At 40.4% G+C, this 24,765-nt stretch carries 16 protein-coding genes; 7 read left to right on the top strand and 9 right to left on the bottom strand.

Features of this window, described 5'->3' with window-relative positions:
• Positions 1 to 270: 270 nt before the first annotated feature.
• The 4 genes from HUK49_RS05810 to HUK49_RS05825 all read left to right on the top strand — a co-directional run bounded on the left by HUK49_RS05810 (position 271) and on the right by HUK49_RS05825 (position 5,564).
• A complete protein-coding gene (locus HUK49_RS05810) occupies positions 271 to 1,614 on the top strand; it encodes a conjugated bile salt MFS transporter (RefSeq protein WP_191913005.1) in 1,344 nt (447 codons plus the stop codon).
• 92 nt (positions 1,615 to 1,706) lie between these two features.
• Entirely contained in the window at positions 1,707 to 2,996 is a 1,290-nt protein-coding gene (locus HUK49_RS05815; RefSeq protein ID WP_191913038.1) for a conjugated bile salt MFS transporter, read from the top strand.
• 14 nt (positions 2,997 to 3,010) lie between these two features.
• Positions 3,011 to 3,967 (top strand): choloylglycine hydrolase, encoded by a 957-nt coding sequence (bsh, locus tag HUK49_RS05820; protein ID WP_102169216.1) that lies wholly within the window; start codon positions 3,011 to 3,013, stop codon positions 3,965 to 3,967.
• Between the two features lie 103 nt (positions 3,968 to 4,070).
• Complete coding sequence (locus HUK49_RS05825) at positions 4,071 to 5,564, top strand: glycosyltransferase (RefSeq protein WP_191913006.1); 1,494 nt, start codon at positions 4,071 to 4,073, stop codon at positions 5,562 to 5,564.
• Positions 5,565 to 5,661: 97 nt separating this feature from the next.
• On the opposite strand, the gene HUK49_RS05830 is transcribed toward HUK49_RS05825, so the two are convergent.
• The 5 genes from HUK49_RS05830 to HUK49_RS05850 form a co-directional block, all read right to left on the bottom strand.
• The gene (locus HUK49_RS05830; protein ID WP_191913007.1) at positions 5,662 to 11,478 is read right to left on the bottom strand and encodes an LPXTG cell wall anchor domain-containing protein; all 5,817 of its coding nucleotides are present in this window, start codon (positions 11,476 to 11,478) and stop codon (positions 5,662 to 5,664) included.
• Positions 11,453 to 13,348 (bottom strand): YSIRK-type signal peptide-containing protein, encoded by a 1,896-nt coding sequence (locus HUK49_RS11245; RefSeq protein WP_235981010.1) that lies wholly within the window; start codon positions 13,346 to 13,348, stop codon positions 11,453 to 11,455. Before HUK49_RS11245 ends, HUK49_RS05830 begins: the two co-directional genes overlap by 26 nt.
• 203 nt (positions 13,349 to 13,551) lie before the next feature.
• The gene (groL, locus tag HUK49_RS05840) at positions 13,552 to 15,180 is read right to left on the bottom strand and encodes a chaperonin GroEL (RefSeq protein WP_102168656.1); all 1,629 of its coding nucleotides are present in this window, start codon (positions 15,178 to 15,180) and stop codon (positions 13,552 to 13,554) included.
• 55 nt (positions 15,181 to 15,235) lie between these two features.
• Positions 15,236 to 15,520 (bottom strand): co-chaperone GroES, encoded by a 285-nt coding sequence (groES, locus tag HUK49_RS05845; RefSeq protein ID WP_102168655.1) that lies wholly within the window; start codon positions 15,518 to 15,520, stop codon positions 15,236 to 15,238.
• A 180-nt stretch (positions 15,521 to 15,700) separates the two neighbouring features.
• Positions 15,701 to 16,357 carry a redox-sensing transcriptional repressor Rex gene (locus HUK49_RS05850; protein WP_191913008.1) on the bottom strand — a complete coding sequence of 219 codons (657 nt, stop codon included), beginning with the start codon at positions 16,355 to 16,357 and terminating at the stop codon, positions 15,701 to 15,703.
• A 263-nt stretch (positions 16,358 to 16,620) separates the two neighbouring features.
• Between HUK49_RS05850 and HUK49_RS05855 the strand changes: the two genes are divergently transcribed.
• The 3 genes from HUK49_RS05855 (at position 16,621) to HUK49_RS05865 (ending at position 21,218) form a co-directional block, all read left to right on the top strand.
• Entirely contained in the window at positions 16,621 to 18,570 is a 1,950-nt protein-coding gene (locus tag HUK49_RS05855; RefSeq protein ID WP_191913009.1) for an ABC-F family ATP-binding cassette domain-containing protein, read from the top strand.
• 223 nt (positions 18,571 to 18,793) lie between these two features.
• Complete coding sequence (gene proB / locus HUK49_RS05860; RefSeq protein ID WP_413230868.1) at positions 18,794 to 19,594, top strand: glutamate 5-kinase; 801 nt, start codon at positions 18,794 to 18,796, stop codon at positions 19,592 to 19,594.
• Between the two features lie 382 nt (positions 19,595 to 19,976).
• Positions 19,977 to 21,218, top strand: coding sequence for a glutamate-5-semialdehyde dehydrogenase (locus tag HUK49_RS05865; RefSeq protein ID WP_191913011.1), 1,242 nt, complete (start codon positions 19,977 to 19,979; stop codon positions 21,216 to 21,218).
• A 71-nt stretch (positions 21,219 to 21,289) separates the two neighbouring features.
• Here HUK49_RS05865 and tsaD read toward each other — a convergent pair whose 3' ends face one another.
• The 4 genes from tsaD to galE all read right to left on the bottom strand — a co-directional run bounded on the left by tsaD (position 21,290) and on the right by galE (position 24,740).
• Positions 21,290 to 22,315 (bottom strand): tRNA (adenosine(37)-N6)-threonylcarbamoyltransferase complex transferase subunit TsaD, encoded by a 1,026-nt coding sequence (gene tsaD, locus HUK49_RS05870; RefSeq protein ID WP_191913012.1) that lies wholly within the window; start codon positions 22,313 to 22,315, stop codon positions 21,290 to 21,292.
• Positions 22,316 to 22,336: 21 nt separating this feature from the next.
• Entirely contained in the window at positions 22,337 to 22,876 is a 540-nt protein-coding gene (rimI, locus tag HUK49_RS05875; RefSeq protein WP_191913013.1) for a ribosomal protein S18-alanine N-acetyltransferase, read from the bottom strand.
• Positions 22,860 to 23,585 (bottom strand): tRNA (adenosine(37)-N6)-threonylcarbamoyltransferase complex dimerization subunit type 1 TsaB, encoded by a 726-nt coding sequence (tsaB, locus tag HUK49_RS05880; RefSeq protein ID WP_102168648.1) that lies wholly within the window; start codon positions 23,583 to 23,585, stop codon positions 22,860 to 22,862. Before tsaB ends, rimI begins: the two co-directional genes overlap by 17 nt.
• Positions 23,586 to 23,744: 159 nt before the next feature.
• On the bottom strand, positions 23,745 to 24,740 hold the full coding sequence (gene galE / locus HUK49_RS05885; RefSeq protein ID WP_191913014.1) for a UDP-glucose 4-epimerase GalE: 996 nt from the start codon (positions 24,738 to 24,740) through the stop codon (positions 23,745 to 23,747).
• Between the last annotated feature and the right edge of the window lie 25 nt (positions 24,741 to 24,765).

Consider the following 24,765-nt stretch of genomic DNA (forward strand, 5'->3'; position numbering starts at 1 on the left):
AAAATAGTGGTGCCCATTAAGGTCCTTCTTTCTAATGGAATGTTGTGGTAACACCATTAAAGACCTTGATGGGTTTTTCTGTCTACTTAAATGTTCAACTTAAATTTTACAATCTGCCAAATCGAAAAAGAGCTAGATTTTTTGATAAACGTATAACTATTATTTATTTTTTGTATGATATAATACTATTTCGTTTTAATTGATTTATTTCGTACATCGTTTGATAATATAAGTGATATTTGTTGTAGATTAAGATGATGGGAGAAAAAAATGATTGATCATGCTACCAAACGATCTGATGAGATCGTTGTTAGCAAAAAGTATAAATACTTTATGGTTTTTCTTTGTATGTTAACTCAAGCTATTCCGTATGAAGTAGCACAAACAATTCAACCATTGTTTGTACACCCAATCGTTAATACTTTTCATTTTACGTTAGCTTCATACACGTTAATTTTTACCTTCGGAGCGGTTGCTGCTTCGTTTACCTCGCCATTTATTGGTAAAGGCTTAGAAAAATTCAATTTTAAGCTGATGTATCTTATCGGGATCATCTTATCAGCATTGGCTTACGTTGTTTTTGGAATCAGCACTAAGCTTCCCGAGTTTTACGCTGCTGGAATTCTCTGTATGATCGGTTTAACATTCTATTCTGGTCAAGGTGTGCCATGGGTTATTAACCACTGGTTTCCATTTGAAGGTCGTGGTGCTGCGTTAGGAGTAGCCTTTTGTGGTGGTTCAATCGGTAATATCTTCATGCAGCCAATTACCCAAAATCTTCTTAGTCACTACATGACTGGTAATGCAAAGACTGGTCACCTAATTTCCATGGCTCCATTTTTCTACTTTGCTGGAATGTTATTAATTGTTGGTTTAATTATTACTTTCTTTATTCGAACACCAAAGAAAGATGAGACAGTTGTTTCGGAAGCCGAAATTAAAGCTGGTAAAGAAGCCGCAGCAAAGAAAAAGGCCAGTGAATTTCAAGGCTGGACAAGTAAGGAAGTTATTCGGATGAAAGAATTCTGGATCTTCAGTATTGGTTTCTTGATTATCGGCCTTGGTTTAGCCTCACTTAACGAAGACTACGCTGCCTTCCTTGATACTAAGTTGACCCTTACAAAGGTTGGTCTAATTGGATCAATGTACGGTGTCGGGGGATTAATTGGTAATATCACCGGTGGGATCCTCTTTGATAAATTTGGTACCGCTAAATCAATGTCTTACGCCGGAGTAATGTATGTCCTAGCTATTTTAATGATGATTATTATTAGTTTTCTCTCCTTCGGTAATAAGATGAATATGATTGCGGGATGTGGCTATGCCATCTTCACTGGATTAGCAGTCTTTAGTTATATGTCAGGACCTGCCTTTATGGCCAAGGATCTTTTTGGTGCCAAAGAACAGGGGGTTATGCTTGGATATATTGGTTTAGCCTATGCAATTGGTTTTGCGGTTGGCGCACCTCTTTTCGGAATGATCCGTGATAGCGCTAATTTTACAGTTGCATGGTGTGTAATGATGATCTTTGTTGTTATTGGTTTCCTGCTGCTTGTTTCTGCTGCTGTCAAAATAAAGCATCGTCAGAAAGAACTTATTAACGGTAACCATTAGTTCTAATGCATAAAGGAGGAATTAAATTGCCTAGTTCATCATCAACGGCGAACCATCCTACACGGACAGTTAGTAACGCCTATAAATATTTCATGGTCTTCCTATGTATGCTAACTCAGGCCATTCCTTATGGGATTGCCCAAAATATTCAGCCACTATTTATTCACCCATTGGTTAACACATTTCACTTTACACTTGCTTCCTATACCCTAATTTTCACTTTTGGGGCGGTTGCCGCTTCAATTACCTCACCATTTATTGGTAAAGGCCTGCAAAAGTTTAACTTTCGGTTAATGTATATTATTGGGATTGCCTTATCTGCATTAGCCTACGTTATCTTTGGCTTTAGTACCAAGCTTTCTGGTTTTTATACGGCAGCGATTGTTTGTATGATTGGTTCAACGTTCTTCTCCGGTCAAGGGGTTCCGTGGGTTATTAATCACTGGTTCCCACTAAAGGGCCGGGGTGCTGCTTTAGGAATTGCCTTTTGTGGTGGCTCAATCGGTAACATTTTCTTACAGCCAATTACTCAGGGAATTTTAAAGCATTATATGACAGGAAATACTAAAACTGGTCACTTACTTTCAATGGCCCCATTCTTCTACTTCGCCATTGCTTTGCTAATTACCGGTATAATTATTGCCTGCTTTATTCGGACGCCAAAGAAAGACGAAGAAGTTGTTTCGGAAGCTGAAATCAAAGCGGGAAAAGCTGCCGCTGCCGAAAAGAAAGCCAAGGAATTTCAAGGTTGGACTGGTAAAGAAGTTCTTAAAATGAAAGAATTTTGGGTATTTAGTCTCGGCTTCTTAATTATCGGTCTCGGTTTGGCCTCATTAAATGAAGATTACGCTGCATTCCTTGATACTAAGCTTTCCCTAACTGAAGTCGGCTTAATTGGTTCAATGTACGGAATTGGCTGTCTAATCGGTAATGTTTCTGGTGGAATTCTTTTCGATAAACTCGGAACAGCAAAGTCAATGGCATACGCAGGTTGTATGTACGTTCTTTCTATTGCCATGATGATTTTCGTTAGTCATCAACCATTCGGTGCCCACATCAGTAAAGTTGCCGGAATTGCATATGCGATATTCTGTGGATTGGCTGTTTTCAGCTATATGTCAGGACCAGCATTCATGGCAAAGGATCTGTTTGGTTCTCGTGAACAAGGGGTCATGCTTGGATATATTGGTTTAGCTTATGCCATTGGATACGCTATCGTTGCTCCCCTTTTCGGCATCATCAAGGGAAAAGCCAACTTTACCGTTGCTTGGTACTTTATGATGGCATTCGTCATTATCGGCTTCATCCTCTTAGTCTTTGCCGTTGTTCGGATCAAGCGTTACCAGAAACAATATATAGCTAGTCATAAAGAAACTAATTAATGGAGGTCTTTAATATGTGTACAGGTTTAAGATTTACTGATCCAGAAGGAAATTTATATTTTGGACGAAACTTAGATGTCGGAATTGATTACGGTAAAAAGTTAATCATCACTCCTCGTAACTATCCGCTTCCGTATAAGTTCTTAGACGATAGTAAAACCGTTAAAGCCACGATCGGGATGGGAATCGTCATGGATGATTACCCACTATACTTTGACTGCTGTAATGAAGATGGATTGTGCATTGCTGGTCTGAATTTCCCTCACTATGCTCAATTTAGTGACGGTCCGGTTGATGGTAAAACTAACCTCGCTCCTTATGAACTAATGATGTGGGTCACCCAAGAATTTTCGTCAGTTGCAGAAGTTAAACAGGCGCTTAAGAACGTTAACTTGGTTAATAAAGCTCTGATTGACTCTCTTCCGGTTGCTCCACTTCACTGGCTTATCAGTGATCAGCACGAAGCCATCGTCCTTGAACAATCACGACAATATGGTTTACGTGTATTTGAAAACCATCTAGGAGTCCTCACTAACAGTCCTGACTTTGCATGGCAAATGACTAATCTTTGTAATTACACTGGCTTAACTCCTCATGATGCTAAGCCACAGACCTGGACAAAGCAAAATATCATTCCACTGGGTGTTGGGACTGGAAGCATCGGTCTCCCTGGTGACAGCGTTCCAGCATCACGGTTTGTTAAGGCTGCATATTTAAATGCTAACTATCCTACAGTTGAAGGCGAAACTGCAAACGTAGCAAAATTCTTCAACATTCTTAAAGCTGTTGCTATGGTTAAAGGAAGCGTTGTTAACGTTAAGGGAAAGTATGAGTACACCGTTTATACCGCTTGCTACTCCGCCAAGACCAAGACTTACTACTATAACCTTTACAACGACTTTAACCTTCATTCTTGCCAGCTTACTGATGATCAGGTTAACGGCAATAAGCTAGTTGTAATGGATGCCTAGTTGAATACTGGAAGTTAACTTTATTATTCGGGATGACTATTCTGAATTTAAGAGTTAACTTCCAGTTTTTTTGTTAAAATGGTCTAAAACGAAAGGCATAATTATGAATTACTTCATCACTAGCCGTGAAGACATCAAAACTTCAGCAATTGAACTAGCTCAAGTTAAGCGACTACAAATTTTTGATCACCTTCATCAACCAGCTAAAATTGTAACCATGTATTATAATTTTGCTCATCTTGACGCCGAGAACAAGCTAGGTACTAGCGGACGGGTAATTAATCTTTTCCAATTTTATCAACGACTTCCTTATCATATGGAGCCGAACTTCGATCAATCCCTTATTAAGCAAATTTTAAATGTTCCAGGCTATCAGGTAAAAGGCAACCAGGCTGAACGCAATGGAAAAGTCAGAATTAGAGTAAATCAAGATAATAACCGTCTTTACTATGTCGATTATTTAGATCAGTATGGGTTTACTGATCGACGTGATTACTATGATTGTGGCTGTAAAACTTATACCGAATTCTTTGAAGATCGCGCTCGGCTAGTTTGTCGGCAGTACTATGACCAGTCAGGAGCGGTCAAAATAACTTATCATTATCGTGGTGGTCAAGGAAACGTCCCCGTTCTTACTCTGATCCAATTAGTTGATCAGAATCAAGAATTACAATTTGATAACCAAAACGAGTTTCGCGCATACTTTCTTGACCAGTTAGTTACTGATGATCCTGACGCACTATTAATTAACGATCGTTCTGACGTGACATTAGCTGCTTTTCGGTTAATGAATACTTCTCCTCGACGCTACCAGGTTTTTCACTCTGCATTTACCGTGGACGGACAAAGCAACAGTGAGATCTCACCTGTTTACCAGCCCATTAGTGATATGCTAACTCAAGGACAACTAACCGGATTAATCTCATCAACGAAACGCGAAGCAATGGATGCCAGTCGCCGTTTCAATACCAATATGAGCTTTGATCTTCCGGTAACCTTCCTTAGTCAAGCACAACTTGAAAAAGATATTCCGGCGACCCAACGGCAGGCTGGTCATTTTATCGCTGTTGCTCGTCTTACAAAGGTTAAACAACTCGATCAACTAATTAATGTTATCATTCGCCTTCATAAGGATTTCCCTAAAGTACAATTAGAGATCTACGGCTATTCTGATGGTTGGAATAATTATCAAACAGCGAACGAACTTAAAAAGATCGTTAATCATCAAGGTGCTGACCATTACATTCATTTCTGTGGTTATCAACATGATCTAACCCGTGTTTACGAAACTGCTCAAGCTGAAATACTTACCAGCCAGTATGAAGGATTCGCCATGGCCCTATTAGAATCGCAGGGGCATGGTTGTCCAGCAATTAGTTATGATATTAATTACGGCCCCGCTGAAATTATTGATAATAATATTAGTGGCAAATTGCTTCCCGCTAATGACTGTGACGCCCTTTATCAAAGTTTGCGCCAGTTACTGGTTAACCCTAAACTATTTCACCGATACACGCAAAATGCTCAACATGCCGCCGCTAAATTTTCCTTTAATGAGGTCGCTAAAAAGTGGCAGGCTTTTCTCAAAAAAGCATAATTAAATAATTTTTCACGCAAAAAAATGCCTCCAGAGTTAAATTCTGAAGGCATTTTAATAGTTTAAAAGAAACAATTATTAGTTTCTTACTATTAAATTAATTACGCCGTTTCTGACTAATTTTACCAAGTCCAAACGCAGAGAGTAATCCCATAATTCCTAGTACTAATGCACTATGATTATTTTCATTACCGGTTTGAGGTAACTGAGCATTCTTTTGCTTGTTAGCCATTACTGGTAAGTCAGAAGCTTGGCCTTGATTAACTGCCCTTGGTTGGTCACCTGTTGTTTGTGTAACTTGCGTCGGTTGGGTAACCTGGTTTGGCTGCGTTACTTGTGTTGGTTGCGTTACCTGCGTTGGTTGCGTCACTTGCGTTGGCTGGGTGACCTGCGTTGGTTGCGTTACCTGCGTTGGCTGGGTTACCTGCGTTGGCTGGGTTACCTGCGTTGGCTGCGTCACTTGCGTCGGCTGTGTTACCTGCGTTGGCTGCGTTACTTGCGTTGGCTGCGTCACCTGCGTCGGCTGCGTTACTTGCGTTGGCTGCGTTACTTGCGTTGGTTGCGTGACCTGTGTTGGCTGCGTAACTTGCGTCGGCTGTGTTGGTTGTGGCAATTGCATGTAAACAACATAACCATCTGGCAAAGTATTGTTCTTTGGCCATTCCATCCCTGTTGGATCAACAGCAACAACACCTGTATTCTTATCCAAGGTAACTTTGTGTTGCCATTGATCATTACTTTCGCCAATAGTATCTGGCGTATCTGCTTTAGCAAACTCATACTTGCCATTGTTTTCGGTAACACCGGAATGCTCACCATCAATTATCCAAGTTTCTTTAGCAGGATTTTCGGCAGTTGGCTCAACAACGACATCGTATTGTTGACCATTAATAGTAACGGTCTTCGTATTAACACGGTTACCATCATGGTCAGTGTAGTAAGTACCAGTTAAAGTTACTTTCTGTGTAGTCGGTTCTTTCAACTCCTGACCTTGAGTTACGTCATCGCTATCATTAACAATACCAACATAGTGAATGGTCCGTTCTGCTTGCTTAGTTTCAGTTTGCTTATTAGCAACTCTCATTAAGTAAATGTATTGATCTGGTGTATCTTCAGAGAGTGGTTGTTTCCCTAATTGATCCGGCTCTGATACTAAAACATAACCATCATCTTCATAATTCTTCCATAAATCGGCAGTTCTATCAGGTTTTTCACCCACAATGCCATTAATGTTAGTAACTTCATGACCTAAATCATTACCGTCAGTTGGCTTAAAGCTATCTGTCTGACCTTTAGCTACTAAATCAGTTACATCACGGTAATGGATGCTGTAACTACCCTCTTGCTTGTAAACTAGGTAGCCGTCTTTGACTTTAAACTGACCGTCTTTACCAGTAAGCGTTCCATTCTTTAAGGCAGCTTGCCAATCAGAATCTAGGGTTTGTTCACCGTTATTCTCTTGTGATACCAAATACCAAGCATCCTTACCTTCGCCAATCACTTGTGGCGTATTGATCTCATCTAAGGAAATATTGCCATTATTAACAGTTACCTGATCGTCCTTTGCAGGGGCTACTGGGCTCCATTTGACAGCGACACTCTCGCCTTCTACACCCTTAGCAGCTTCAACTTTATTACCATCCTTATCTGCAATCGTTTCGTGCTCAGCAACTTTCTTACCCGTAACGGCATCTACCCAAACTTCTCCATTAAATTTAGCTGTTTGAGTTGTCTTGTTTTGTAGGTCTTTGCCGTCTTTCGAGTTAGCCTTGTAATATACGTCACGAGTAACAGTAACTGTTAATGTAGATGGATCAACGGCTGGTTTACCATCCTTATCTTTTGGTACATCGGTTGTCTTTGGAGTTACCTTAACCGCTTTATGCTTCAAGTAAACATAAACATCATCAGTAGGTTTGGAAATTGTACCGCTTGTTGCAGAGTCAGGAACAGCTTCCGCTAAAACATAATTATGTTTAGCATAATCCCAAAGCGTGTTGGTGTATTTATCACCATAATTCTTATCAGTAATACTTTGCAGAGTACCTGAAATTTCCGTACCATCACTAGGCTTGAAGTGACCATCAGATTCCTTGCCATTAACATCAATGTAGTGGATATTTACGTTCCCCTGCTTGTGAGTAACGTAGATAGTAAATAACCTAGGTTCAGTTTCACTAAAGTTACCATTGATCTTATCGGTTACCTTTAAATTACTACCTGCTGACGTTTTCAAAACAACATTATAGTTTGGAAATTCTTTGGCCAAATTGTCTATGATACTTTGATATTTCTGCGCTAAAGTTTCTGAACTCTTACCTGATGGATCAGACAAACTAGTAGCAATATCTTCATCTTGACCACCAACACCTAGTTTTGTGGTTGTTATTAATGGATTATCGTCAACCTTACCATTTTCGTCTTCTACAAGGACTTGATAGTTTGCTGGATATTTAGCCTGCTTCTTAAGGAATACATAGTAATTCAATGTTGCATATAAAGCTCCAGCATATCTCATCCCCGCATCATTTCCGTCATATGATCCATTACCCTGATCACTGTCTAAAACATCAAATTGATGCTTACCACGAGTTTGCTTATCACGTTGAACAACGACATATCCCTCTTTAGCTAATTTAGAGATAATATCATTATCTTTATTTGTATTATCAAAGGTTTGATCAACATTAGCTAAGTTAAAGATTGATGGTGGATTTCCTTGAGCATCTGTTTCTAATTCTTGCCCCATATAAACACCATACTTACTTGTTGAAGGATCAAGTTTATAGTTGATTCCTTGATTCTCTGGATTCAGGTGATCTACTCCAGTTACATCCACATAGTGAATTTGTACCTTCGCACCACTACCGTCCTCTGGCAATGGAATAGGAGCATAGTGTAAATTCAAAATTTGCGGACTAGGATCCTGCATCTTTTTAGCATCATATTCAGTATTATCAAAAGCCCAAGTTTGATCAGCTGGAATACTGATATACTGACGTCCCGATTCATCAGTCGATACTTTCCAATTTTCATCACCAGTAATTTTTACTTTGTATGGTGTCGTTTCTGCTGTATACCCATCTGGAGTTAAATAAAGTTTATTATCCCCACCATATTGTGAAGGGCCACTAACTAAATAATTAAGAATGGGCAGTAAAATACTATCACTAGAATAATAAAAGCCTGATAATCCTTGACTCAGATCATAATTCTTCGTCAATTCTGCAGTAAATGTAAGTTCATGCTTCTTTCCTTGAGAATCGGTGTACGCATAACTTGCTTTATCAATACGATAACCAGTACGTTGGTATACCGGTAACTGGCTTAAGTATGGGTTAGGATCATCCTGCGGTACAGATGGTGTGTGTGTAATTTGATTTCCATTTTCATCATAATCAGATTGACCATAAGAATAGTTAACTGGACTCCCGTTATTATATAAAGAATTATAAGCAGCAGTGACACCATCAGCTTTATATGGTAAAACAGTATTTCCTGTCTCACCTTGCATCTTAAAGTAATCAGTACCTGATTTATCAGCATCCTCTGTCGTTTCAGGCAAAGCAAACTTCTTTGTTACGTGATCCCTTCTATACGGATCATTATCGCTCAAGATATAGAATCCTTGTTTTCTTTCCTGAACTGGCGTATAAACTACGAAGAAATTTTGTGAATAATTTGCAAGATCATTTCCATCGACAATTGAATCATATTTCCCGTTATCTTTTAGTGCATCAGCTAAATTAGCATAAGCTGAAAGGGTTCCTTGAGCTACGCGGCTCAATAAAGATGATTGTGAGAATGAATGAACAACTTCACCTTCTGTACTTTCATAGTCTTGAGAAATAGTATATAGATTATTATCAGAATAGTAAATCTTATAGTTATAGCCATCACGCTTCAAATCAGCATCAGTTAGCTTGAACTTGATATCTGTATCACTATTCTTACCAGACGATGAATCTAATATCTGATTTGGTTTACCTAATCCTTGACCTATCAAAACCAAATTAGCGTGGTTAAGTCCATACTTAATGACGATGTTTTGATCAAATTCAAAGGTGTTTGCTGGAACTTTGTTACTAGTTACTCTTTTAACACCATTATCACTAACATTGTACATTTCACCGGGGGTATCTGAACTAATGTTATTACTATTCAAAGTATTATTAATATAAGCGGCTAATATTGAGCCTGGAACCTCAATTGTTGTCCAATTATTTTGATCTAGTTGGCCAGTTCTGGTATTAGCATTCTGGTATATTAAATCATCTAATACATCCGGAAATTCATATTTTGCTAAAGTTAACCTATCACTACTATCTGAAAGATCATTAACGGTTAATACTTTCCCTGTTAATGGGTTATATGTTCCTGAAATTTCAACCGGATCTAATTCCTTATTATCGTCTGGCTTAAGTGGTACACCAGGATTATCAATATCTTCAAATTTAACAATTCTTTTAACTATTATTTTCTTAGTAAAAGTCTCTGCCTTAACCAGATTATAAACAACCGTGTCGCCATCAAAATCATACATTACCGTTTTGCCAAATTCGGCCGGATTATTTGCACGATTGTCTGGATACTTAGCATTTGAATTTTCAATGTTAGCACCAGATTCAACATCCAATACATATCCATTCGGAATTGCATCGATCACTGCTTTAGGGATTAAAGTATAATCCTTATTCTTAACGGCATCATCAAAGTCACTATTCTTAGTTGCTTTAATAAAGTCGGCCTTTTGCATTGTATCTTTACCATCTTGGTAAGCATGACTTAATTCAGGAATAGCGATATCTGCCTGACTATTATCATTAAAGTGTAGCTTAAAGTTTACAGTTGATTGACCTGTAATTGTAACTGAAGCAGAATCCTTACTTCCGGCAGCTATTACAATTGGCTTTAGTAAATCTGTCCATACAACAGAAGAAGCATATGCCGTCTTATTATTATCACGAACAAAATTAGGGGCATAGCCATCAAGATTAAGGCCATAAACTGTATCCCCTGGAATTTCAGCAATCGTGGCCATAACGGTCTTAACCTTTGACCAGTCGTTTATTTGATCAGCACTAACAAAGTGGGCCATCAGGTCAGAGTCATCTGAATTAAGCTGAGTTAAATCTAGATTTTCTGTTGAATAATAAATTCGTACTCCCTGAGATACAGTTTGGTTAGTAGTAATGTTTTTTACTTTAGCTGAATTTCCATCCTTCAGCTTAAAATCAAATTCAGACTTTGTATCATCCGTTCCAGGAACATGAGCAATAATCACTGCATCATGTTCTGCCTTGGATTCAGAATTAACTAAAACATTAGAAAATGTCATTTCTGATGGACCCTTATCATCAGATTGACCTTGCATGGTTAAATCTTTATTTTGGTTACCTTGGGCTTGAGTTTTTGGATAAACACCTGTTGCGGCAATAACATTCCAATCACCCCAAGCAAGCTGATAGGCATTAGTAGAGTTCTCTACAAAAGGCAGCTTATCAGTGTCCGTTAAACGATCTTTATAATGAACATTTTCACCATCAGGCAATACTACATAGACCTGATAATTACTACTCAAGTTATTATGAGTAATTAAATTAGAATTATCTAGGTTGATTGTCCATTGTGTACCTGTATTTTTCTGACTAAAATCACCCACAATCTTAACAACATTCCGCCCATTAATTCTCAGTTCAGACATCTTTGTATTCTTAGGTAAGTCTGCACTATTAAAGACTGCATTAGTTGGCAGTACCACATAATAGGTCAATTTTTCTGGATCATTTAAGAGATCGCTCGCATAGGAATATATAGATCCAGCATTCTTGGTTCCAGGTTGCTTATTGGTCTGGGATCCCGATGCACTAATCTGATTGTAATGAATTTCAGGCTTTACCGGAATTTTTTTCAACAATTTTCTGATTTTGGGTAAAGGTGGCTAGCTCATCTGGTGATGCAATTCCATTGGCAGTTAAATGAAGTTCAGTATGTAAGTTATTACCTGCTTTTACTTCAGAGCCATCTTGATAGTTCTTAGCCAAAACCCCGTTTAAGCCAAAATTATTTACTGAATCAAAGGCAATTAGTTTGTCAAATACTAATTGAACTTTTTTGATCTTCTTTCCAGCAGTTGTGCTAAGTAATGTTGATAAACTACCTGTATTAAACGTCCCTGTCTGCTTACTGCCATCCTCTAAAGTAAAGGTGTAAGAGAAACTGTGTCTTGTATCATTCACCGATAAGCCACTAATATCCATTCCATCAGGAACATCAATTGTTGCCTGAACATCGGATAAGTCATAGGGACTGCTATTGATAATATCGATGTTTTTATTCAAATCATGATTAGTCTTATTTTCAATTGCCGTTACAGGCTTACTAGTATCCTGATTGCCATTTTGATCATATTCATAAGTATCCGGTTCAATGTTGCCTGAGAATATATCACCCGCTGGAATCTTATCCAATCCATGGTCTTGTCCCAGAATTATTACTGACACAGGGTTAACTATATCGCTTACACTATCATTGCTTCCTGTTTCTTGGGTTACTTTAGGATTAACATTACTTGCTAGCGGAGTATCTCCCTTGGGGACATCCATCTTAAACTGGCCAATGATCTCAAAATTTAAAGAAGATGAATATCTAATCTTTAGATTTTTTAGCTGTTCGTTAGACAATTGTGGCAAATTAATCTTTACGACATTACCATCCTGAGTTACAGAAGCATTATATGATTTTCTCAAGTCAGCAATTGCATTATTAGTAGCAGCTGTATTTAAGACAAAATGATCCGGCATCGGAATTTCCAATGTTGTTCCATGATTAAATTGCGGATAAAAAGTACTAATAACCGGTTTCCAAACATAATCAGTATTAGCCAGAATTGCCTTATTCGTTACTTCTTTACCTGCAGTTGTATATATGGCTTCATTACTAGAATATACACCGTCTTTATGTTTCCAAGCTAAACTTACATAAGTAGAAATTTTTTGATTAAATTCAACTGTCTTAAGTAATTGGTCATTCTTATACAAATAAGCCTTACGTTTAAATGTACCAGTTGAATGAAGCTTACTTGTGTCAAAAGAACTATTTGTAGACAAAATAATTGGCTGCGTATTGGCATTATCCTTAGTAAAAGTATCAGTTAGTACCCACTGTTTATTAGCTTTATCGTAAGCTAAACTTCCGTTCCCGTAATCACCTTGGAATTGACCAAAATCAACTGTATCAATTCCATTGCCATCTGAGTCGGTTGCGTCAAAGCCATCACTGGTTTCGGGGATGACAACTTTGTAAATGTCCCCAGCCTTAGCCTCATTGGTATTGAAGTTAAAGGTAATGTCATTACCTGAATTAATATCAGTCTTATCAGCCGTAAATTCAGTATGTTTTACTTGGCTATCCCCGTCTTGGTTTTTCTGTTCCTTAACCGCATCTTGCGTAAGTGGTTGTTGTGTCTGGTCTGAATTAAGGGTTGTCGTTTCCGCAGTTGACTTTGATTTCTCCGAATTCTGGGCATTATCGCCTTGCTTATTTGACAAACTAACCGTCTTTTCAGACTGAATAGCTACCGCTGAAGAGGAGGCACTTTCCGAAGAACCCGTTTCAGGCTTCACCGGCGAATTGCTATCAGCGTGAGCTACCGTACTTCCTCCAATAACAATAGTAGTTCCTAGTAAAACTGAAGCAACGCCAACTGTAAGTTTTCTTAATCCGAAACGTTGACGTTGCTTTTCCATTTTACGTAAATATTCTTGAGTATTTCTACTAGACAATGTCCATTTCCTCCCCATTAGCTAACTATCTAATAATTAAAACTATAATTTCAATCGATTTAATTAATTATACGATCAATTTAACCTATTGAAAACTAATTCCAACAAATCAAACGATAAGCAAAAAGACTGTCAGCCCCTTGTTTTTTAACGAAGGACCGACAGTCTTTTAATTAATTAAATTTAATTTGTGATTAGCGGAATTACATCATTCCACCCATTCCGGCACCTGGTTGAGGAGCTGGAGTTTGGTTATCATTTGGTTCTGGCTTGTCAGCAACAACTGCTTCAGTAGTCAACAACAATGCGGATACTGATGCAGCGTTTTGAAGTGCAGAACGGGTAACCTTGGTTGGGTCAACAATTCCGGCTTCAACCATATCTTCAAACTTGCCATCAGCAGCGTTGTAACCAATTCCTGGCTTTTCGCTCTTTAATTGGTTAACAATTACTGAGCCTTCAACACCGGCGTTTTCAGCAATTTGACGAACCGGTGCTTCCAAAGCATCCTTAACGATGTTAACACCAGTAGCTTCATCGCCAGTAGCCTTAATGTCATCTAATGCTGGAAGAACGTTTACTAAGGCAGTACCACCACCAGGAACGAAACCTTCTTGAACGGCAGCCCGGGTAGCGTTCAAAGCATCTTCAATCCGGTACTTCTTTTCCTTCAATTCGGTTTCAGTTGCGGCACCAACCTTAACAACTGCAACACCACCAGAAAGCTTTGCAAGACGTTCTTGAAGCTTTTCCTTGTCGAAGTCAGAAGTTGACTTACTGATTGCTTGCTTAATTTGGTCAACCCGTTCAGTGATTGCTTCCTTGGAACCCTTACCATCAACAATAGTAGTGCTGTCCTTAGTAACGGTTACCTTGTTAGCTTGACCAAGTTGATCAACGGTAGCGTCCTTCAAGCTCATGCCTAAGTCATCAGAAATAACAGTACCACCAGTCAAAACAGCGATATCTTGCAATTGAGCCTTCCGCCGGTCACCAAATCCAGGAGCCTTAACAGCAACAACGTTAAAGGTTCCCCGAATCTTGTTCAAGACAAGGGTTGGCAATGCTTCACCAGTAATATCATCAGCAATGATTAAGAGTGAACGACCTTCTTGAACAACTGATTGAAGAAGTGGCAAAATGTCTTGAATGTTGCTAATCTTCTTGTCAGTAATCAAAATGTATGGGTTATCCAAATCAGCTTCCATCTTGTCATTATCGGTAACCATGTATTGTGACATGTAACCGCGATCGAAGCTCATCCCTTCAACGACGTCAACACTGGTTTCAACACCACGAGAATCTTCAATAGTGATAACACCATCGTTACCAACCTTTTCCATTGCATCGGCAATCAACTTACCAACTTCTGGGTTAGCAGCTGAAATTGAAGCGATTTGTGCAATGTCATCCTTAGTCTTAACGTCATGGGACATCTTCTTTAATGCTTCAACAGCAGCTTCAGTAGCCTTGTCAATTCCCCGACGAATACCAACTGGGTTAGCACCAGAAGTAACGTTCTTCATCCCGGCATTAACAATTGCTTGGGTCAAAACGGTAGCAGTAGTAGTACCGTCACCGGCAATATCGTTAGTCTTGGAAGCTACTTCTGAAACAAGCTTAGCACCCATGTTTTCAAAATGATTTTCTAATTCAATGCTCTTGGCGATTGTAACACCATCATTAGTAATGGTTGGTGTACCATAGCTTTGTTCAAGGACAACGTTCCGTCCCTTTGGCCCCATAGTGGTCTTAACTGTGTCAGCTAACTTATCAACACCGCGAAGCATTGAGCTCCGTGCATCTTCAGAAAACTTAATTTCTTTTGCCATTTTTTAATTCACCTCATATTAATATTAATGCTGTCATTTACTAAACCTTAGTCGCTTATTCAACAATAGCAACAAGGTCCTTTTCATGAACAACGAGGTACTTTTCGCCGTCGTATTCAACTTCATTTCCGGCATACTTATCAAAGAGGACGCGATCGCCTTCCTTAACAACTGGTGCTAACTTTTCGCCATTATCTAAAGTCCGTCCAGCACCAACAGCAATTACCTTTCCTGTAGTTGGCTTTTCCTTAACGTTAGAAGCAAGAACAATGCCACCAACAGTCTTTTCTTCTTCTGTTTCTGCTTTAAGAAGAACGCGATCTCCTAATGGTTTTAACACGTTAATCCCTCCATTTTGATAAATTCTATACTCAAATTATCACTCTCATGTACCAAGTGCTAATTACATTTTCTACTATACCATTTTTAGAGTTGATTGCAACCAATATGCTCTTCAGGCGATGCTAACTAAAAAATCGCCGGTAATTACAGTTAACGTAACTACCGACGATTCTATAATTTAGTTTGTTTTTTCATCATGATTATTTTCAGCATAATTCTTGATGAAGTAAATTAACGTTTGAAGTTCATTAGTCAAGTCAATATTTTGCACTTGAACATTCTTGGGAACCGAGAGACGAACTGGCGTAAAGTTCAAAATTCCCTTTAACCCAACGCTAACTAATTGATCAGCAACCTTTTGAGAAGTTGAACTTGGAACGGTTAAGATCACGGCATCGATCTGCTGTTCCTTAATTTGCTTTTGCATCTCGCTTGCTGGATAAATCGGGATCCCGCTCTTTACGGTATTTGCTAATTCCGGCTTAGTATCGAACGCTGCGCTAATCCGTAAGTTAGTATCTTGATGGAAATTATAATTAAGGAGCGCACTTCCTAACGAGCCGACACCAACAAGGGCCACGTTAGTAAGGGTATCCTGATTTAGGATCCCTTTGAAAAAGTTCAGCAGGCTCTCAACATCATAACCATAGCCCCGCTTTCCTAATTCACCAAAATAAGAAAAGTCACGGCGAATGGTTGCGGAATCAACCTGGACCGCTTCTGAAAGCTCCGTCGATGAAACCCGTCGTTTGTTTGCACTTAATAGTACACTAAGGTAACGGTAATAAATTGGTAACCGTTTGGCCGTTGCCTTAGGAATTTTCTTGGTAACCATTCTTTGTTATTCCTCCTACGATTTTTATATTATTCAACATTAGTGAGCTTTAAATCTTTACTCAATTTTGCTAGTTTGTGAAATCCAATTCTCTTATTATTCTAGCAACAAACTCTCTCATTGTGAACACTCAAACAAAATTATTTTCAAAAAATTTTCCGTTTGCTTAATCGTTAACGTAATTTACAGGTTAATTTTTGTGAAATCAAGGTCAACCAGCGTATAATGGAAAGGTACATCTTTTGAAGAACGAGGTAAACAAAATGATTCTTTTGCAAGCCAATAATGTAATGCGTCGTTTTGGCGCGGATGTCCTCTTTCATGACATCAATCTCCAAATTCAAGAACATGGGCGAACTGCCCTTGTTGGTCGCAATGGTGCTGGAAAAACGACCCTCTTAAAAATGATTGCCGGAATCACAAGCCCCGATGAAGGAACAATCTCTAAGAGCAAGGATTTAACTATCGGTTACCTGGCTCAGGATCAAGGGTTAGACAGCCAAAATAGTATCTGGGCTGAACTTGATCTAGTATTTGCTCCCCTCCATAAAATGGAAAAGCAAATTCACCAGTTAGAAGATCAGTTAGCTTCACTTGATCCAGCAACTAAAGAATTTCAACTAACAACGGAGAAATATTCCCAACTTCAAGCTGAATTCAAGAAACGAGGCGGTTTTGAGTACGAATCGCGAATGCGGGGAATTTTAAAAGGCTTTGGGTTTGGAGAAGCTGACTACCAAACCGCGATCAACTCCCTATCTGGCGGACAAAAAACGAAGCTCGCCCTTGCTAAAATTCTTTTGCAGTCTCCTGACCTTTTGATCCTGGATGAACCAACAAACCACTTAGATATGAACGTCCTTGCATGGCTAGAAGATTATTTAAAAAGCTATCAGGGCGCTCTCCTTGTTGTTTCTCACGACCGCTACTTCCTTGACCGAGTTGTTTCCGATATTTATGATCTCGATAACCATACATTGCGGCATTATACCGGCAATTACACCCAATTTATGCAACACAAGCAGGAATGGCTTACTGCTGAATGGAAGCACTATGAACAGCAACAAAAGAAGATTGCGAAACTTGAAGACTTTGTCAACCGTAACATTGTCCGTGCGTCAACCACAAAACGTGCCCAAGCGCGCCGGAAACAATTAGAAAAAATGGAGCGGCTAAATCGTCCTGAGACTGACGATCGGTCAATCCACTTCCACTTTCACAGTGATAAGGATAGCGGTAATGAAGTTCTGGACGTTGATCACGCGGTAGTTGGTTATAATGATCAGAAGCTTGCCGGGCCATTATCTTTCTCCGTTCGTAAGCCCCAACGAGTTGGAATTATTGGACCCAACGGAATTGGTAAATCAACCCTGCTAAAGTCAATTTTGGATCGGATCCCGCTAATTAGCGGATCGATTAAGTTAGGTGCTAACCTTCAAATCGGTTACTATGATCAGGAACAGCAACAACTTCATCCCGAAAAATCAGTTTTAAATGAAGTTTGGGACGATCATCCAAACATTCCCGAAAAGGATATTCGCTCTCTCCTTGGTAGTTTTCTCTTCGTTGGTGATGATGTTTATAAACTTGTCCATGATATTTCCGGTGGCGAGAAGGCTCCTTTAGAATTAACTAAACTTTCTTTTAAACCAATTAACTTCTTAATTCTTGATGAACCAACAAACCACTTAGATATTGATAGTCGTGAAGTCCTTGAGAACGCAATTAACGAGTTTCCTGGAACGGTCCTATTTATTTCCCACGACCGGTACTTTATTAACCAGGTTGCTACGGATGTTCTTGACATGAGCGCTACCGGAATTAAGCATTATGAAGGTGACTATGATGACTACCTTGAAGCCGTCAATAAGGAATTAGCTTCAACCGCAGGGCAAGAACAACAAGACAGCTCTACAGCTAAGCCCAAGAAATCCAGCGCTCAACAGTCTTACCAGCAAAGTAAGGAAACCCAGCGTGCCCGGCGAAAGCTCCAGCGACAGGTTGACAAGTTAGAAAACCAGATGGCTTCCCTTGAGGAACAGGAACAAGCACTTCAAGAGCAGATGAGCCAACCTGAAATTGCTACGGATATTGGTAAATTGACGGACCTTCAAAAACAACTAAATAAGTTAAACGAGCAGTCTGAAGAAGTCGAATTGGAGTGGACTAGTGCAGCTGAGGAATTAGAGAAGTTCGATCAAGAAAATAGTTGACTTTTCACCAAGAAGAAAGTAAACTGCAATCAAATGATCCAAGTAGGAAGTTCCAGAGAATGGTGGTCACCGGCTGAGAGCCACTTGCATAATTCCGAATCCTAATCATTACTAATCCAACACGTAAATAATATTTTTGAAAAAGAGTAAAGCATGTCTTTGAACGAGGATGGTAACGCCGTAACTGGTGCCTCGACTTAGGCATGCTTTTTGTTTAGAAGGGATGGTTAATATGGGAAAGCAGCATCAACGCATTGTCATTAAAGTCGGGACAAGTAGTTTAATCTACCCCAATGGTCAGGTTAATTTACGAACGATTGACCGTCTTGCGTATACTCTCGCAACTTTAAATCATCAGGGGTACGAAATGGTTCTAGTCTCTTCCGGTGCGATTGGTGTTGGTCTTGCTAGCCTTGGCTTAACAAAACGACCAGCTGAAATTGCCCAGCAGCAGGCCTTGGCCGCAATTGGGCAAACCGAATTAATGCGGATCTATTCCCAACGCTTCTTGGACTACCAGACTAAGGTCGGCCAAATTTTATTAACCCGCGATGTTCTTGATTATCCGGTTAGCCGTCAGCATATTCTAAATACAATTGAGACTCTTCTTAGTGATGCAGTCGTCCCAATTATCAATGAAAACGACCCAGTTTCGGTTGATGAGCTGGATCACCACACCACTTTCAGTGATAACGATGAACTCTCTGCTCAGGTTGCCACTAAAATTAAGGCCGATCTGCTAATCGTTCTTTCTGATATTGACGCTTTCTACGATCGTGATCCGCATAAATTTACCGATGCACACCCCATTCGTCACGTTAGCGAAATGACTCCAGAATTAGAACAAGCCGCAAGTGGTAGTAGTACCCAATTTGGAACTGGCGGGATGGTCACTAAGCTCCGGGCCGCTGCCACTATTATGCAGGCTAACCAACATATGGTCCTTTGCAACGGCTGTGATCCCAAAATCATCTTCCAAATCCTCGACGGTAACGAAGAAGTAGGAACGAGGTTTGGAAAATAGAGTGTGAGCCCGTTTAAACCTTCCGGTGGCTAACGATTTCTCCACCGAACGACGTCTCGTCGTCGGAGGTGGAGGTCGTTAGCTCGAGGAAGGTTAGGGCGAACACGTTTCGACTCAGTCGCCTAGAACGTTATCTTGAGGGAGCTTAGGCTGAACGCATTTAAAAATAGAGTGCCTTCGCCCCAAAGAGTTTCCGGAAAGCTAGCAATTTCTCCTGACGAAGGCGTCTCGTGCCTAGGAAGGAGGTTGCTAGCTCTAGGAAACTCGGACGAAGCACGTTTCGACTCGGTCGCATAGAACACTATCACTAGCAAATTCCTAGCGAGCAGAGACTATATAACAATAGGAGAAAACTCAAAATTCAACCAAGGAGGACTATCTCATGACATCACTCAATCAAATCGGTAAACAAGCGCAAATAGCTGCACGACAATTAGCAATCCTTGATACTGCATCTAAAAATAAGGGTCTCATTGCAATGGCTAATGCTTTAATTGCCAACCAAGCTACTATTCTTACAGCAAATAAACAAGACTTGGCTAATGCTAATGAAATGCCAAAGAAGTTTCTTGACCGCTTAATGCTCAACGAACAGCGAATCACTGACATGGCAAATGGCCTTCGCTCTATCGCCCAGCTTTCCGATCCGACCGCGCAAATTGACCGAGGATGGATTAGTGCTGACGGATTACAAATTATTCAACGGCGAGTTCCGTTGGGCGTCATTGGGATTATTTTTGAAGCCCGACCAAACGTTACTGCCGATGCTGCTGGTCTTACTTTTAAGAGTGGTAATGCGGTAATTCTCCGTGGCGGTAAGGAAGCATTACAAACTAACCTCGCAATTGCCAAGGTTCTTCGCGAGGCTCTTACCCAATCCGGACTTCCAGCCGATGCTATTCAAATGATCGCTGATCCAAGCCATCAAAGTGCTCAGGAAATGATGAATTTAACTCAGTATATTGATGTTCTCATCCCCCGAGGCGGTCGTGGCCTTATTCAACGAGTTGTTAAAACCGCAACCGTTCCCGTAATTGAAACAGGAGCCGGTAACTGTCACGTTTACGTCGATCGTGATGCCGATCTTGAAATGGCAACTGCAATTGCGGTTAACGCCAAGGTTCAACGCCCATCCGTCTGCAACGCTGCTGAAAAGCTACTAATTCACAAAGACATCGCTAAGCAATACTTACCAACTATTGCCCATGCTTTAATCGATCATGGTGTTCAACTTCGCGGTGATGAAACGGCACGGGAAATTGTTCCCGAGATTATCCCAGCAACTGCAGAAGACTGGGACACTGAGTACAATGATCTCATCATGGCAGTTAAAGTTGTTGACAGTCTTGATGCTGCAATCACTCACATTAATGATCATAGTACCCATCACTCCGAAACAATTATCACTAATAACTTAGAACGAGGACGAAAATTCCAGGAGCAAATTGACTCCGCGTGTGTTTACGTTAACGCTTCTACCCGGTTTACGGATGGCGGAATGTTTGGCTTCGGTGCTGAAATTGGTATTAGCACCCAAAAGCTTCATGCCCGTGGACCAATGGGACTACACCAACTAACAACGATTAAGTATGAAATTACCGGTAATGGACAAGTTCGGAAATAACAAAATGTGAGCTTTAGAGTTCGGCTTTCCCGAACACTGGAGCTCACATTTTATTTTTTGCACACTTATCTTTACTTCATTCGTCCATACATTAATCCTGGCTCTGCATTCAAATCCATCCCAGCACGATCACCATGTTGGTAGCACATGTATCCAGCAGCACCGATCATTGCTGCATTATCACCACATAGTTTCAGTGGTGCCTGAAGCATCGTTACGTCTGGATGGTACTTATGCATGTCATGATCTAATCGGGAACGAAGACCATGATTAGCAGCAACCCCACCAGCCAAGATCAGTTGCTTTACCGGATAGCGGTCAAGTGCCCGCATCGTTTTTTCTGCTAGCACATCAACAACACTTTGTTGGAAGCTGGCTGCCAAATCATACTTGTTTAGTTTTTCGCCCCGTTGATCAGCATTATGAACTGTATTAATAAAGGCGCTCTTTAAGCCGCTAAAACTAAAGTCATAGTTTGCCTCTTTTTCCATTGCTCTTGGGAAGTGGAAAGTATCTTCACCCTTAGCCGCCCATTCATCGATCGTTTTTCCAGCAGGATAATTAACCCCAAGAACCCGGCCAATTTTATCATAAGCCTCTCCGGCAGCATCATCACGCGTTTCACCAATGATTTCAAATTCATGTTCGGCTTTCATGTAGACTAATTCTGTATGACCGCCTGAAACAAGCAACGCCATTTGTGGATATTTAAACTCGCCAACATACCGAGCAGCATATAAGTGACCTGTCATATGGTTTACCGGCACTAGTGGTAAATTATGTGCCCACGCAATTGCCTTAGCTGCAGTAACCCCGATTAATAATGAGCCGACAAGTCCCGGACCATAAGTAACCGCGACAGCTTTTATATCGTTATATGAAACATTAGCTTCTGCTAGTGCCTGGTCAGTGCACCGGGTAATCCATTCAATGTGGTGCCGACTAGCCACTTCCGGAACAACACCGCCAAATCGTTGGTGACTATCAATCTGGGTTGCAACAATATTTGACAAAATCTTGGTGCCATTTTCAACAACCGCGACACTTGTTTCGTCACAGCTCGTTTCAAATGCCAAAATTAACGTTCTCTCTGCCATAACTAAGTATTTTCCCCTCTATTACAATTTTACTTCCATCTCAACCGCGTCTTCACGGTTATCAATATAGTAGTGCGATTTTATGCTGGTTTGATGAAACCCAAGTTGTTCATACAGTTTTCGTGCCCTTAGGTTATGAATCCGGACTTCTAATGTCATTCGCGGATAACCATGGTTGCCAGCATAAGCTTTTAAGGTTTGAATCAAATTAGCACCGATTCCTTGATCTTGATAAGCCGGACTTACACCAATATTAGTAATGTGACTTTCATGTTTATACCAGTTAAATGAACAACCAGCATAGCCAACAACCTGTCCATCATAGACCGTTACAAGATATAAACGATCGTGATCCCGTTCTAGTTCAATTTGAAAAGCATTGGCGTTCCAGGGAGCCGTCCCGTAAATCAATTCTTCAATTCTAATAATTGAAGGGATATCAGTGAACCTTGCACGGCGAATGGTAAACTGACGCCCATTGATTAGCTTCGTTTGTTGATCAAATGTTAACTGACCTGCTTCCCGATGATGTTTAAGCCAGTTTTTAAACTTCGCGAACATAATTTTGCCTAGTCTCACCCGGATGAAGTTTTTGCCAATTAGCCTCAGCCTCTGTAATCCGTAGATAATGCGGAATCAGCGAATCAATATCTGCAACTGGCTGAGCATTTTCTCCAACAAGTGCTAACTGGTAAGTTGAAGGAATGGCAAATGGTCGTGGAGCTAACTGGATGTTAGCTGGCATTTCTCCCATTGTCTTCTCAATCCGTTCAGTTAAGTGCCCAACTAACAAAATTGGCTGCTGTAATTGATCAAGTTGCTGCAGGAGGTCCTTCATTGCTAGATGTTGATCGGGAATCCGATTAATCAATTTTCCATCTTGCCACTGGTATGCACCTGCAAAAACATTTCCGCGCCGGGCATCAAAAAATGGCACAATTACTTCTTTAGTCGTTGGAACAACATTCCGTGCTAATACTTCAAGGCTTGAGATACCGACTAACTCCTTCTTCAATGTGTCGGCGAGTACCTTGGCGGTTGAAACTGCAATCCGAATACCGGTATACGATCCCGGTCCCTGAGCAACAACGATCCTGTCAACGTCTTCTGGTTGCCACTTAACAAGTTTAAATAGCTTATCAATTGCTGGCATCAAATAAATACTATGGTTACGCACCATGTTCAATGTTTCAGTTGCCAAAAGCTGATCATCCTCAACTACCGCAACACTCATTGGATGGTTTGACGTATCAATGGCAAGTACTTTCATTTCTTCGATCATCCTTTCAATCATCTAACATCTTATCACACCAACCACTTTTTGCATTAATTTTACGCCAAAATAAAAAGTAGCGTTCAGCTAAACTCCCCCTGCTAAACGTTACTTTTTAAAGGTTTATTATTATGAGTACATTCTAGGTTTTACTAATTAGTCGCGGTCATCATAGCCCTTTGGGTGGGTTGAATGCCACTTCCATGCAGTTGCGATAATATCATGAACATCATCGTACTTTGGATCCCAGCCAAGAACGTTCCGTGCCTTGTCACTAGCGGCAACTAATGAATCAGGGTCTCCTGGACGCCGTGGAGCAATCTTTGCGGGAATTGGTTTACCAGTAACTTCCCGAGCTGCTTCAAGCATTTGCTTATTAGAGAATCCGGTTGAGGAACCAAGGTTAAAGGCATTACCTTCATTACCAGCTTCAAGGTACTTAATTGCTAGGATGTGAGCATCAGCCAAGTCCATAACATGAACATAGTCACGAACATTAGTCCCGTCTGGTGTGTTGTAGTCATCCCCAAAGATACTCAATTCGTCACGCTTACCTTGAGCAACTTGCAAGATAATTGGAACTAAGTGAGTTTCGGGACCGTGATCTTCACCAATAGTGCCGTCTGGTGCAGCACCAGCAACGTTGAAGTAACGAAGGGCAACAAACTTAATCCCGTAAGCCTTGTCAGCCCAGTGCATCATCTTTTCCATCATCAGCTTACTCAAGCCGTACGGGTTAATTGGATTTTGTGGATCCGTTTCCTTAATTGGCATATGCTCTGGAACGCCATAGGTAGCAGCGGTAGAGCTAAAGACAATGTACTTAATATTGTGGTCACGCATTGCTTCAAGCAAGGTAATCATTCCACCGGTGTTGTTATCAAAGTACTTCAATGGCTTGCTCATTGATTCAGGGACAATTGAAAAGGCAGCGAAGTGAACGACCGCTTCAATGTTTTCATTATCAAAGATCTTGTCCAAAAACTTCCGGTCGCGAATATCCCCTTCGTAAAACTTAGCTTTAGGGTTAATTGCGTCACGGTGACCTGTAGAAAGATTATCGGCAACTACAACTTCCTGACCATGTTCTACTAAATCCTTAACCATGTGAGAACCGATATAACCGGCACCACCAGCAACTAAAATTGCCATGTTGTTTCCTCCTTATCCGACAACA

The sequence above is a fragment of the Limosilactobacillus portuensis genome (genome assembly GCF_014838735.1).
Classification (GTDB): domain Bacteria; phylum Bacillota; class Bacilli; order Lactobacillales; family Lactobacillaceae; genus Limosilactobacillus; species Limosilactobacillus portuensis.